At 70.2% G+C, this 13135-nt stretch carries 9 protein-coding genes; 6 read left to right on the top strand and 3 right to left on the bottom strand.

The window, feature by feature from the left end; all coding sequences use genetic code 11:
• Positions 1–5: 5 nt before the first annotated feature.
• Positions 6–1601, bottom strand: coding sequence for a long-chain fatty acid--CoA ligase (locus ITJ55_RS10015; protein WP_194595224.1), 1596 nt, complete (start codon positions 1599–1601; stop codon positions 6–8).
• Between the two features lie 98 nt (positions 1602–1699).
• Here ITJ55_RS10015 and hrpA point away from each other — a divergent pair, with 98 nt between their 5' ends.
• The 6 genes from hrpA (at position 1700) to ITJ55_RS09985 (ending at position 11784) form a co-directional block, all read left to right on the top strand.
• On the top strand, positions 1700–5593 hold the full coding sequence (gene hrpA / locus ITJ55_RS10010) for an ATP-dependent RNA helicase HrpA (protein ID WP_194595223.1): 3894 nt from the start codon (positions 1700–1702) through the stop codon (positions 5591–5593).
• A gap of 26 nt (positions 5594–5619) precedes the next feature.
• The gene (locus tag ITJ55_RS10005) at positions 5620–6648 is read left to right on the top strand and encodes a LacI family DNA-binding transcriptional regulator (RefSeq protein ID WP_194595222.1); all 1029 of its coding nucleotides are present in this window, start codon (positions 5620–5622) and stop codon (positions 6646–6648) included.
• Positions 6649–6852: 204 nt separating this feature from the next.
• Positions 6853–8223 (top strand): extracellular solute-binding protein, encoded by a 1371-nt coding sequence (locus tag ITJ55_RS10000; RefSeq protein ID WP_194595221.1) that lies wholly within the window; start codon positions 6853–6855, stop codon positions 8221–8223.
• A gap of 70 nt (positions 8224–8293) precedes the next feature.
• Entirely contained in the window at positions 8294–9268 is a 975-nt protein-coding gene (locus ITJ55_RS09995) for a carbohydrate ABC transporter permease (protein WP_194595220.1), read from the top strand.
• Positions 9265–10176, top strand: coding sequence for a carbohydrate ABC transporter permease (locus ITJ55_RS09990; RefSeq protein WP_194595219.1), 912 nt, complete (start codon positions 9265–9267; stop codon positions 10174–10176). Before ITJ55_RS09995 ends, ITJ55_RS09990 begins: the two co-directional genes overlap by 4 nt.
• Positions 10177–10248: 72 nt before the next feature.
• Positions 10249–11784: an alpha-N-arabinofuranosidase gene (locus tag ITJ55_RS09985; RefSeq protein ID WP_194595218.1), complete on the top strand. Its 1536-nt coding sequence runs from the start codon at positions 10249–10251 to the stop codon at positions 11782–11784.
• A 99-nt stretch (positions 11785–11883) separates the two neighbouring features.
• Here ITJ55_RS09985 and ITJ55_RS09980 read toward each other — a convergent pair whose 3' ends face one another.
• A complete protein-coding gene (locus tag ITJ55_RS09980; RefSeq protein ID WP_194595217.1) occupies positions 11884–12312 on the bottom strand; it encodes a hypothetical protein in 429 nt (142 codons plus the stop codon).
• A 49-nt stretch (positions 12313–12361) separates the two neighbouring features.
• A complete protein-coding gene (gene msuE / locus ITJ55_RS09975; RefSeq protein ID WP_194595216.1) occupies positions 12362–13069 on the bottom strand; it encodes an FMN reductase in 708 nt (235 codons plus the stop codon).
• Between the last annotated feature and the right edge of the window lie 66 nt (positions 13070–13135).

Here is a 13135-nt window from a genome sequence, read left to right as displayed (position 1 = left end):
GACCGTCAGCTGCCCGAGCGCGCCTCCTGCGGGGTGCCGAAGCGGTCGACGAGCTCGCGCTTCAGCACCTTGCCGCTGGGCCCGAGCGGCAGGGCGTCGAGCACGTGCACGACGCGCGGGAACTTGTAGGCCGCGATCTCGTCGGCGACGAACGCGACGAGTTCGTCGGGGCTGACGGCCGCGCCCTCACGCAGGACGACGGCGGCCTCGATCTCTTGCCCGTGCAGCTCGTGGGGCACGCCGAAGACGGCGGCCATCGTGACGTCGGGGTGCTGGGCCAGCACCTCCTCGACCTGGCGCGGGTACACGTTGTAGCCGTTGCGGATGATCATGTCCTTCGTGCGGTCGACGATCGTCAGGTAGCCGTCGTCGTCCTTCGTGCCGAGGTCGCCGGTGCGGAACCAGCCGTCGACGATGGCCTTCGCCGTGTCGTCGGGGCGGTCGAGGTAGCCGTTCATCAGGTTGTGCCCGCGGATCACGAGCTCGCCGATCTCGCCGTGCGGCAGCAGGACGATCGAGTCCTCGACGTGCTGGTCGGCGACCTCGACGTCGACTCCCCAGATCGGCGTGCCGATCGTGCCGGGCCGAGGCGGCACCCCGACGTGGTTGAAGGTCGCGACGGGCGAGGTCTCGGTCAGGCCGTAGCCCTCGTGGATCGGGGCGTCGAAGACCTGCTGGAACTTCTCGAGCACCGCGAGCGGCAACGACGCACCGCCCGAGACGGCGTAGCGCAGCGGCGGGCGCGCCTCGCTGCGCCCGGCGGCGGCGATGAGGGCCATGTACATCGTCGGCACCCCCATGAACACCTCGCAGCGGTGCTCGACCATGGCGGCCAGCGCGGCGTCGCCGTCGAACTTCGGCAGCATGACGATGGTCGCTCCGACCCGGAACCCGGTGTTCATCGTGCAGGTCTGCCCGAAGGTGTGGAACAGCGGCAGCGCCCCGAGCAGGACGTCGCCCCGGTGCATGTCGAACGTCGTCATCAGGTTGGTGTTGACCTGCTCGATCAGCGCGAGGTGCGAGCCCTCTGCACCCTTCGGCTGCCCGGTCGTGCCACTGGTGTAGAGGATCGTCGCCGTGTCGAACGGATCGCGCGGCACGTAGGTGTCGAGCGGTTCGGCGGCGGCGGCCAGGTCTTCGAGGCGGTCGGGCGTCGTGGTCGCGGCGTCGCCGGCAGGAGGCGCGAGCACGGTCAGCACGTCGACCCCGGCCAGCTGGGCTCCCGCGGCTCCTTCGCCGAGCAGGGGGGCGGCGCAGACGAGCAGCCGGGAGCCGCTGTCGTTCAGCACGTACTCGATCTCGTGGCGCTTGAGCAGCGCGTGCACCGGCACGGCGACCGCGCCGAGGGCGAGCGTGGCGTAGTACACGCGGGGGAAGTCGGCGACGTTCGGGACGAGCATGGCGACCCGGTCGCCGGGGCCGATGCCGCGGGCCCGGAGGGCGCCGGCGTAGGCCAGCGTCTGCTGCCAGAGCTCGGCGTAGGTGGTCGAGGTGGTCCCGACGATCACGGCGACGTCGTCGGGGTGGCGGGCGGCCGATTCGGCGAGGATGGCCGCGACCGACGCGGTGGCGTGACCTCGGGGGCTGGGTGCAGATGGCATCGTGTCTTCTCCGTCTCCGTTGACGAGCAGTCTGTCGTGATCCTACGACGGACCGCCCGACGACCCGCCCAGCCCGGGCGGCTTACGATGGAGGGCTCATGATCCCCACCATCACGTATCCCGCCGAGCTGCCGGTCAGCCAGAGGCGCGACGACATCGCCGCCGCGATCCGTGACAACCAGGTCGTCATCGTCGCCGGCGCCACCGGCTCGGGCAAGACCACGCAGCTGCCGAAGATCTGCCTCGAGCTCGGGCGCACCAAGATCGGCCACACGCAGCCGCGCCGCATCGCCGCGCGCACCATCAGCGAGCGCATCGCCGAAGAGCTCGGCGACGAGGTCGGCGGCGTGGTCGGCTACCAGGTGCGCTTCACCGACAAGGTCGGCGCCGACACCCAGATCAAGCTGATGACCGACGGCATCCTGCTCAACGAGATCCACTTCGACCGCGAGCTCGAGCGCTACGACACGATCATCATCGACGAGGCCCACGAGCGCAGCCTCACGATCGACTTCCTGCTCGGCTACCTCAAGCAGCTGCTGCCCCGCCGACCCGACCTCAAGCTGATCATCACGAGCGCCACGATCGACCCCGAGTCGTTCTCGAAGCACTTCGGCGACGCCCCCATCGTCGAGGTGTCGGGTCGCACCTACCCGGTCGAGGTCCGCTACCGGCCGCTCGTCGCCGACGACACCACGAGCGACGACGACGGCGACCTCGACGACGACGACCGCCCCTCGGGCCGGCCCGGCGACCGCCAGGAGGCGCGGGCCGGCGACCGCAGACAGCGCGCCGACGACAAGGACTACCTCCAGGGCATCAACGAGGCACTGGACGAACTCGCCCGCGAGTCGAGCGGTGACGTCCTGGTCTTCCTCAGCGGCGAGAACGAGATCCGTGACGCCGAAGAGAGCATCCGGGGCCGCAACCTGCCGCACACCGAGGTGCTGCCGCTCTACGGCCGGCTGAGCGCCGCCGACCAGCACAAGGTCTTCCAGCCCAGCACGACCGCGGGCACCCGACGCCGCATCGTCCTGGCCACGAACGTCGCCGAGACGAGCCTGACCGTGCCCGGCATCAAGTACGTGATCGACGCCGGCACGGCCCGCATCAGCCGCTACTCGACCCGGGCCAAGGTGCAGCGCCTGCCGATCGAGGCCATCTCGCAGGCGAGCGCCAACCAGCGGTCGGGCCGCTCGGGTCGCACCAGCAGCGGCATCGCGATCCGCCTCTACAGCGAGGCCGACTTCGACAAGCGACCCGAGTTCACCGAGCCCGAGATCCTGCGGACCAACCTCGCCGCGGTCATCCTGCAGATGATCTCGCTGAACCTCGGCGACATCGCGGCCTTCCCCTTCCTGCAGCCGCCCGACTCGCGCGGCATCAAGGACGGCCTCGACCTGCTGCGCGAACTCGGCGCCGTGACGCAGGGCGGCCAGATCACCCGCATCGGCAAACAGCTCACCCGGCTGCCGATCGACCCCCGCCTGGCGCGCATGGTGGTCGAGTCGAAGACGCAGGGCACCACGCGCGAGGTGCTCGCCATCGTCTCGGCCCTGAGCATCCAGGACCCTCGCGAGCGCCCGCTCGAGCGACGCGCGCAGGCCGACGAGAAGCACTCACGCTTCCGTGACCCCAAGGGTGACTTCCTCACCCTGCTCAACCTGTTCGAGTACCTCGAGGACAAGCAGCGAGAGCTCAGCGGCAACGCCTTCAAGCGTCTCTGCCGCGACGAGTTCCTCAACTACCTGCGCATCCGCGAGTGGCAGGACGTCTACCGCCAGCTCAGCCGGGCGGCCCGCCCCCTCGGCCTGCACATCGGCGAGCGCAGCGCGAACCCCGACGGCGTGCACCGCAGCCTGCTGGCCGGCCTGCTCAGCCAGATCGGCCTCTTCGACCCGCAGAAGAAGGACTTCGTCGGCGCGCGTCAGACGAGGTTCTCGATCTTCCCGGGCAGCAGCCTGGCGAAGAAGCCGCCGGCGGCCGTGATGACCGCCGAGCTGGTCGAGACGAGCCGACTTTTTGCCCGCGTCGCCGGGTCGATCGACCCGGCCTGGGCCGAACCGCTCGCGCCCGACCTCGTCAAGCGCAGCTACGGCGAACCGCACTGGGAGAAGAAGCAGGGCGCCGTCGTCGCCTACGAGCGCGTCACGCTCTACGGGGTGCCGATCGTCGAGCGCCGACGCATCCAGTTCTCGCGGATCGACCCCGCCTACGCCCGCGAGCTGTTCATCCGGCACGCGCTCGTCGAGGGCGACTGGGAGGGGCGTCAGGCCTTCGAGGAGAAGAACCGGAAGCTGATCCGCGAGCTGACCGAGGTCGAGGAGAGGACGCGCCGCCGCGACATCCTCGTCGACGGCGACGCCGCGTTCGAGTTCTTCCAGCGTCGCATCCCGGCCGACGTCGCCAGCATGCGCGACTTCGAGGGCTGGTGGCGCAAGGCGAAGGTCGACACCCCCGACCTGCTCACCATGACCGCAGCCGACCTGCTCGGCGACGACGAACCCGACGTCGACGAACAGGGGTTCCCGAGCACGTGGCAGCAGGGCGACCAGACGCTGACCCTGCGGTACAAGTTCGAGCCGGGAGCCGACGACGACGGCGTGACCGTGATCGTCCCGCTGCCGCTGTTGCCGCGCCTCCGTCCGGTCGGCTTCGACTGGCAGGTGCCGGGGCTGCGTGACGAGCTCGTCACGTCGCTGATCAAGTCGCTGCCGAAGCAGATCCGCAAGAACGTCGTGCCCGCCGCCGACTGGGCGTCGAAGATCACCGCCGAACTGCCCGACGCCCCGCCCGCCGACGCCGCCGAACCGTTCACGGCGACCGTGGCCGCGGCGATCAAGAAGCTCACCTACGCCCCCGTCACGGCCGACGACTTCGACCTGCACCGCGTGCCCGCCCACCTCAGGGTCACGTACGCCGTCGTCGACGAACGCGGCCGCACCGTGGGCGCCGACAAAGACCTCGACGCGCTGCAGCACCGCCTGCGCGACGCCACCCGCGACAGCGTCGCCCGCGTCACGCAGGGCGGCGGTCGTGACGACCGCGGCCGTGGTCGAGGTCGCGGACGAGGAGGCGCGGGTGGCGACGCCACGCCCGTCGCGCCTCGCCCCACCAGCTCGATCGAGCGCGAGGGCCTGACGTCGTGGGACTTCGACGAGCTCCCCGCCGTCGTCGACACCCGCCACGGCGACACGGTGATCCGGGCCTACCCGGCACTGGTCGACCACGGCGACTCGGTGTCGATCACGCTCATGGCGACGCCGGCCGACCAGGCCCTCGCGACGCCGAAGGGCGTGCGGCGCCTGCTCATGCTGGCGACCCCGTCACCCGTGGCCTACGTGCAGCAGCACCTGACGAGCGCCGAGAAGCTCATCCTCGCGACGAGCCCGTACCAGAACACGGCGGCACTTTTCGCCGACTGCCTCGTGGCCGTCGTCGACGACGTGCTGTTCCGGGTGAAGCCCGACGGCATGGTCATGACGAAGAAGGAGTTCCTCTCGACGCGCGACCGGGTGTCGGGTGCCGTGATGGACCAGATGTTCCAGACCGTGTCGCTCGTCGCCCGCACGCTGACGGCCGCCCGCGACGCCGACAAGGCGATGAAGGGCGCGACGTCGATGACCCTGCTCGCGGCACTGACCGACATGCGTCAGCAACGCGACCGGTTGATCCGCCCGGGCTTCGTGTCGCAGACCGGGCTGCAGCAGCTGCAGCGCGTGCCGGTGTACCTGGTGGGCATCACGAAGCGCACGGCCAAGCTGCTCGAGGCCCCCGGGCGCGACCGCGTCTGGCTGAGCGAGGTGCAGCAGGCGACCGAGCGGTACGAGGCCGCGGGCGGGACGTTCCCGCCCGCCGACACCGCGCCTCCTGCGCTCGTCCGCGCCCGTTGGATGCTCGAGGAGTTCCGCCTCAGCCTGTTCGCGCAAGACCTGCGCCCGAGCGAGAGCGTCTCGCTGCAACGCATCGTGAAGGTGCTCGCCTCCGCCTGAGCGTCGGCTGCCACTAGCCTGAACGCATGCGCGCGACGGTGAAGGACGTGGCGGCACTCGCCGGGGTGTCGCCGAAGACCGTCTCGAACGTCATCAACGGCGTCGTGTTCGTGCGGCCCGACACCCGCCACCGGGTCGAGAGCGCCCTCGCCGAGCTCGACTACGTGCCGAACCTCAGCGCCCGCGGCCTGCGCACCGGGCGGACGGGGTCGATCGCCCTGGCGTTCCCCGACCTGAGCACGCCGTACAGCGCCGAGATGACGCACTGGTTCGTCGAGGTCGCCCACGAGCGCGGCTGGTCGATCCAGCTCGAGCAGACCGGGTCGCGGCCCGAACGCGAGGGCGAGCTGCTCTCGCGCGGCAAGGAGCACCTGGTCGACGGCCTGGTGCTCAACCCCATCACCCTCGACGCCAGCGCCCTCTCGTCGTCGGCCACCGGGGCCGGCACCGACTCGCTGCCACCGGTCGTGGTGATCGGCGAGGTCGAGCAGACCCTCGTCGACCAGGTGCGCGTCGACAGCGTGGCGGCCTCGCGCGACATGACCGCGCACCTGATCGCGGCCGGGCACCGACGCATCGCCACCCTGGGCGACTCGGCCGGCCAGTTCGACACCGCCACGGCCCGCGCCCGCACCCGCGGCTTCGAGCAGGCCATGGCCGAGGCCGGCCTGCCCGTCGACACCTCGCTGCAGTACTCGTGCCCCGACTGGACGTCGGCCGACGCCTTCTCGGTCGTCCGGGCCGCGATCGATCGCGGCGACCGACCCGACGCGATCTTCTGCTTCACCGACTCGCTGGCCATCGGCGCCGTCAGCGCGATCACCTCGGCGGGGCTGCGCGTGCCCGACGACGTCGCCGTCGCCGGCTTCGACGACATCGTCGACGGCCGCTTCTCGGTGCCCCCGCTGACCACGGTCTCGTTCGACAAACGGCTGTTCGTCGACCGCACGCTCGAGCTGCTCGCGGCCCGCATCGCCGACCGGCAGGGCGCGGCCGAGCTCGTGCTGATCCCGCACGAGGTCGTCGTCCGCGACAGCACCCGCGCCCGCGCCTGATCTCGGGCCACCCCGCCACGAGGTGAACACAGCGCCACGCACGAAGGTGGCGGCGGGTGCATTTCGTGGCGGCGGAGGGCTCTGGCACGGCCGGCAGGCCGTCAGGCGGGAACCGAGGAGGCGCGGCTCGCCGACTCGCGCCCCTTGCGCTTCCGTTACAACGATGGAATAGTCGCTCCCGTCACGCATCACAAAGGAGTGAAGATGACCGAGAACCATCGCACCACCCCGGCACCCCGACCGGGCACCCCCTCGCGCGGCCTCAGCCGTCGCAGCATGCTGCTCGGTTCGGCGGCCCTCGTCGGCGGCGCCTTCGTCGCCACGGGCCTCGCGAGCTGCGCACCCGGCGCCGTCACCGGCTCGGGCACCGACGTCGCCCAGCTGAAGTTCTGGCACCTGCTCAGCGGCGGTGACGGCGTCAAGATGTCGGCGCTGATCGACCAGGCGAACGAGGAGAACCCCGAGTTCCACGCGACGCAGACCGTGCTCGCCTGGGGCACGCCGTACTACACGAAGCTCGCCATGGCGTCGGCCGGTGGTCGCGCCCCCGACGTGGCGATCATGCACGCCTCTCGCGTGCCCGGGTACGCTCCGGGCGGCCTGCTCGACCCGTGGGACGTCGAGAAGCTCGCGTCGTACGGCATCCGCGAACAGGACTTCGCCGAAGCCGTCTGGCAGAAGGGGTTCAGCGGCGACGACCTCTACTCGGTCGCCCTCGACTCGCACCCGTTCATCTTGCTGTACAACACCGACATCGCCGCCCAGGCCGGGGCCCTCGGGGCCGACGGCAAGCTCGTCGAGATCACCAGCCCCGAGCAGTTCCTCGAGGTCGCGAACGCGATGCAGCGCGTGACCGGCAAGAACGGCGCCTCGTGGGGGTACCTCAACGACGGCGCCCAGCTCTGGCGCATGTTCTACACGTTCTACAAGCAGCAGGGCGCCGACATGGTGCTGCGTGAGGGCGGCACGGTCGAGTACGACGAAGAGGCCGCCGTCACCGCGCTCGAGTTCATGCAGCAGCTGACCGACGGCACCGCGATGGCCACGGCCAGCGACATCCAGTCGGGCATCGCCCAGTTCGTCAGCGGCGAGAGCGGCATGCTCTTCACCGGGGTGTGGGAGGTCCCGAGCGCCGAGAACGCGGGCATCCCGTTCGACGGCAGCATCATCCCGACGCTGTTCGGCACGCCCGCCGTCTACGCCGACTCGCACGCCTTCGTGCTGCCCCGACAGAGCGTCGTCGACGAGACCAAGCGCGAGGACGTCTACAAGATGGTCTCGACGATCCTCAAGGACTCGATCTCGTGGGCGGCCGCGGGTCACATCCCCGCCTACCTGCCCATCGTCGAGAGCCCCGAGTACGCCGAGCTGCGACCGCAGGCCAACTACGCCGAGGCGGCCGACTACCTCAACTACGACCCGCCGGCCTGGTTCACCGGCTCGGGGTCGGACTTCCAGACGTACTTCCTCGACTCGATCCAGTCGGTGATCCTCGCGAAGGACGACGCGGCCGCCGGCATGCGGGCGTTCGTCGCGCGGGTCAACACGCAGCTCTCGCGTCCCGCACCCGTGTGACCGACATGAGCCGACCGACGCATTCACCCTCCGCACGACCCGACCATCACGACGACGAAGGAGTCGATCTGTGACCTCCACCACGGTCAAGGCCCCCCGGGCCGCCGCCGACCGCACGCGGTCCGACGCCCGCGCGACCGACCGCACCCGCACCTCCCGCAAGCGCCGAGGGCCGTCCGACAACCGCATCGGTTGGGGCTTCGCCGCCCCCTTCACCGTGCTGTTCGCGGTGTTCCTGGTCTGGCCGCTGCTGCACGGCTTCTACCTGAGCTTCACCGGCCAGAGCCTGACCGGCCAGGGCGGCGAGCTGATCGGCATCGCGAACTACGCCGAGGCCTTCGCCGACGGTGACATGTGGCGCTCGATGCTCAACACCCTCTGGTTCACCGTGCTCAGCACGATCCCGCTCGTCGTCGTGGCGCTCGTGCTGGCGATCCTGGTCAACACGGGCCTGCCGGGCCAGTGGCTCTGGCGGCTGAGCTTCTTCCTGCCGTACCTGCTCGCCTCGACCGTGGTCTCGCTGTTCTGGATCCAGCTCTACAGCCCGACCCTCGGCCCGATCAACAACGCCCTCGGCACCCTCGGGCTGCCGCAGCCCGCCTGGCTCCAAGACCCCGACACCGCCATGATCGCCGTCGTCGCGACGACCGTCTGGTGGACGGTCGGCTTCAACTTCCTGCTGTACCTCGCGGCGCTGCAGAACATCCCCGACCAGCAGTACGAGGCCGCGTCGCTCGACGGTGCCGGCCGCTGGCGCTCACTGCTGTCGATCACCATCCCCCAGCTCGGGCCGACCACCGGCCTGATCGTCATCTTGCAGGTGCTCGCGTCGCTGAAGGTTTTCGACCAGATCTACCAGATGACCACCGGCGGCCCGGCGGGCAGCACCCGCTCGGCCGTGCAGTACATCTTCGACACCGGCTTCACCGGGTACCGCTTCGGCTACTCGTCGGCGATCTCGTACATCTTCTTCGCGGTCATCGTCGTCATCTCGATCGCCCAGTTCAGCATCACGGCCCGCAACCGCAAGGGAGCCCAGAAATGACCGCCCCCGCCATCGCCCCCACCTCGACCCTGCGCGCGCCCACGGCCGACCGCGGCCGCAAGGGCCACAAGCCCGGTCAGAAGCCCTTCGGCCCGATGGCCGTCGTTAGCGTGGTGATCCTCGTCGTGCTGGCCGTCCTGTGGCTGCTGCCCTTCTTGTGGTCGCTGGCCACGTCGTTCAAGAGCGAGGCCGACGCCGCCGCCAGCCCGCAGACCTGGATCCCGGCCGGAGGCTTCACCCTCGACGCCTACCGCGGGGTGCTCGAGCAGGGCAACATCCCGGTCTGGCTGTTCAACAGCCTCTTCACCTCGGTCGTGATCACGCTCATCGTGGTGGCGACCTCGGCCCTCGTCGCCTACGCGTTCTCGCGTCTCGACTTCCGGGGCAAGAAGTGGCTGTACGTGGCGACCATCGCGTCGATCATCATCCCGCCGCAGGTGCTCATCGTGCCGCTCTTCTACCAGATGCTCGCCTTCGACATGGTCGACACGTACTGGGGCATCATCCTGCCCCAGGCCATCGCCCCGGCCATGGTGTTCGTGCTCAAGAAGTTCTTCGACCAGGTGCCGATCGAGCTCGAGGACGCCGCCCGCGTCGACGGCGCCGGTCGCATCCGGGTGTTCTTCACCATCCTGCTGCCGCTGTCGCGGCCCATCCTCGGCGCGGTGTCGATCTTCGTGTTCATCGGTGCCTGGAACAACTTCCTGTGGCCGTTCATCGTGACGAACGACGCGTCGTTGCTCACCCTGCCGGTCGGCCTGCAGACCATCGAGAGCGCCTACGGCATCCAGTACGCGCAGAACATGGCCGCGGCGATCCTCGCGGCCCTGCCGCTGATCCTGGTGTTCCTGTTCTTCCAGCGCCAGATCATCAAGGGCATCTCGACCACCGGCTTCGGGGGGCAGTGACCCGCCCGACCGGCCGCACCGCGCCTCCCCGTCCCCACCACACGCACGCCGTTCCCCTCAGCTAGGAGATCCATGTCCACCGCCCGCATCACCGTCGACCGCGAGTTCACCGTCGGCCCCGTGCCCAGACGCCTGTTCGGCTCGTTCGTCGAGCACATGGGCCGCTGCGTCTACACCGGCATCTACGAGCCCGGTCACCCCACCGCCGACGAGAACGGCTTCCGCCGCGACGTCCTCGACCTGACGAAGGAGCTCGGGGCCACCGTCATCCGCTACCCCGGTGGCAACTTCGTGTCGGGCTACAACTGGGAGGACGGCGTCGGCCCGGTCGACCAGCGTCCCCGCCGGCTCGACGGCGCCTGGCACACCGTCGAGACCAACGCCTTCGGCCTGCACGAGTTCGTCGAGTGGTCGAAGCTGGCCGGCACCGAGGTCATGGAGGCCGTCAACCTCGGCACCCGCGGCGTCGACGCCGCGCGAGAGCTCGTCGAGTACGCCAACCACCCCGGCGGCACCGCGCTGAGCGACCGCCGCATCGCCAACGGGGCGAAGGACCCGTTCGACATCAAGCTCTGGTGCCTCGGCAACGAGCTCGACGGCCCGTGGCAGATCGGCCACAAGACCGCCACCGAGTACGGCCGCCTCGCCCAAGAGGCCGCCAAGGCCATGAAGTTCGTCGACGACTCGATCGAACTGGTCGCAGTCGGCAGCTCGGGCCGCGGCATGCCCACCTTCGGCACCTGGGAGCACGAAGTGCTCACCCACGCGTACGACGAGGTCGACTACGTCTCGATGCACGCCTACTACCAAGAGCACGACGGCGACGCGAAGAGCTTCCTCGCGACGGCCGTCGACATGGACGCGTTCATCGACGAGGTCGTGTCGACCATCGACGGCGTCAAGGCCGCCGGCAAGCACACGAAGCAGGTCGACATCTCGTTCGACGAATGGAACGTCTGGTACCAGACCGGCCTCGACAGCGACGACCAGCCGCACAACGTGTCGAAGGGCTGGCGTGAGCACCCCCGACTGATCGAGGACCAGTACAACGTCACCGACGCGGTCGTGGTCGGCACGTTCCTCAACTCGCTGCTGCGGCACGGCGACCGGGTCAAGATCGCCAACCAGGCGCAGCTCGTCAACGTCATCGCCCCGATCCGCAGCGAGGCCGGCGGGCCCGCCTGGCGCCAGTCCATCTTCTGGCCGTTCGCGCGCATGGCGGCCCTGGCCACCGGTCAGATCCTGCGCACCGTCGTCACGAGCGACAAGGTCGACACCGAGAAGTACGGCGACGCCGACCTGGTCGACGTCAGCGCGACCTACGACGAAGAGACCGGCAAGCTCGCGTTCTTCCTCGCCAACCGCGGTCTCGACGAGACGGCCGACGTCGAGCTCGCCCTGCGCGGCTTCGACGGCGGCCGCGTCACCCGCGCCGAAGTGCTGGCCGTGCCCGAGGGCGGCGACCGCTTCTCGTCCAACACCGAGCAGGCGCAAGACACGGTCGGGCTCGTCCCGCTGACCGGCGTCACGGTCGACTCGGGCACGGCACGCCTGCGCCTGCCCGCGCTCTCGTGGGCCGTCGTCGAACTCGAGGTCGGCAAGGCCTGACCCGCCGAGGGCCGTCAGGAGGCGCGGTGCCGGTCGAGACCGGCACCGCGCCTCCTGTGCGTGGTCACGCCGGTCGCGCCGGCAGCCGCAGGGCGGCGGTCAGCCTCGGGGCTTGAAGAGGCGCGCGATGCTGTCGCGGACCGATTCTTCGATGGTGTCGGTGAAGCCGTTCGAGAAGCCCAGGGCGTCGGTCGGCGCCGATGCGGCCGTCATCGACTCGACGACGCGCTGGCCGTGGTGGGCGCGGGCCTCGCGCACCGATGCGAACCCGAGACCGAGGTCGGCGGCCGCGCGGGCGAGCAGGGCCTCACGGGCGTCGTCCTTCGTCGTCAGCGCCTCGGCCAACTCGTGCACGGAGGCGTCGTCGACGCCGTCGGCCACCCATCGGGCGGCACGCGTCGGCAGGACGCCCGGGGGCAACAGGCCGAGCCTGCGCTGGGCCTCGCTGTCGCGGATCTCGGCGCGCGCGACGGACGGGCCACGGGGCGTCGGGTCGGGGGTCACGTCGACCACGATACCCGTGGGCATCGTGCGTGGCTGCCCCGCCTTCGGGTCGCGACGCGTGGTGCGGGTCCGCTCAGCTGAACAGCCTCGTCGGCGTCGTGACCTCGAGTCCGTCCGCCCGGGGGTCGTCGACCGACAGCGCGTCGTCCGCCTCGCCGCGGTCGAGGGCCTGCTCGATGCGGCCCTTCTCGAGGATGCTCGAGCGGATCAGCGGCAGGCCCCGCTGGATCGCGTTGCGGATGCGCTCCTGCAGCAGGGGCGCCGTGACCGCGTACTTGTCGGCTCCCCCGGTCGCCGTGAAGTCGGTCGTGTGGGCGTAGACGCCGAGGGGCAGCGTGAGCGCCTGGAAGAACCCGAACAGCGGTCGCAACGAGTGCTCGATGATCAGCGCGTGGCGTTCGCTGCCGCCCGTCGCGGCCAGCAGCACGGGCACGTCGACCAGCGCGTACTGCTCGACGAAGTCGAACAGGTGCTTGAACAACCCCGTGAAGGAGGCGCGGTAGACCGGCGAGGCCGCGATCAGCAGGTCGGCGGTCTCGATCGCGACCAACTCGCGCTCGACCCGCGCGTCGAGCTGGTCGCGCGTGAGCGCCCCGGCGAACAGCGGACCGAGCTCGCTGACCCGGATCACGTGCGCCTCGATCGGCAGGACGTCGCCCAGCGCGGCGACGATCTCGCGCACGAGCGCGTCGGTCTTGGACGGCGTGCTGAGGGTGCCCGACACGGCGACGACCCGGAGGGGCCGGGGCGGACGCGGGGGCGGGGTGGGTGCGGAAGTCATCCCCACCATGCTGCGCCTGCGACCGGCGTAACAGAGGGTGTGTGACGGATCGTGACGTGCGACAGT

Source organism: Frigoribacterium sp. VKM Ac-1396, assembly GCF_015350895.1.
In the GTDB taxonomy this organism is placed as follows: Bacteria; Actinomycetota; Actinomycetes; order Actinomycetales; family Microbacteriaceae; genus Frigoribacterium.
This window is presented reverse-complemented; position numbering and strand designations above follow the sequence as displayed.

Bases quoted from the DNA above. Each gene is read 5' to 3' on its own strand.
- ITJ55_RS10000 (WP_194595221.1), top strand. From the start codon at position 6,853: ATGACCGAGAACCATCGCACCACCCCGGCACCCCGACCGGGCACCCCC.
- hrpA (WP_194595223.1), top strand. From the start codon at position 1,700: ATGATCCCCACCATCACGTATCCCGCCGAGCTGCCGGTCAGCCAGAGG.
- ITJ55_RS10005 (WP_194595222.1), top strand. From the start codon at position 5,620: ATGCGCGCGACGGTGAAGGACGTGGCGGCACTCGCCGGGGTGTCGCCG.
- ITJ55_RS09990 (WP_194595219.1), top strand. From the start codon at position 9,265: ATGACCGCCCCCGCCATCGCCCCCACCTCGACCCTGCGCGCGCCCACG.
- ITJ55_RS09980 (WP_194595217.1), bottom strand. From the start codon at position 12,312: ATGCCCACGGGTATCGTGGTCGACGTGACCCCCGACCCGACGCCCCGT.
- msuE (WP_194595216.1), bottom strand. From the start codon at position 13,069: ATGACTTCCGCACCCACCCCGCCCCCGCGTCCGCCCCGGCCCCTCCGG.
- ITJ55_RS09985 (WP_194595218.1), top strand. From the start codon at position 10,249: ATGTCCACCGCCCGCATCACCGTCGACCGCGAGTTCACCGTCGGCCCC.
- ITJ55_RS10015 (WP_194595224.1), bottom strand. From the start codon at position 1,601: ATGCCATCTGCACCCAGCCCCCGAGGTCACGCCACCGCGTCGGTCGCG.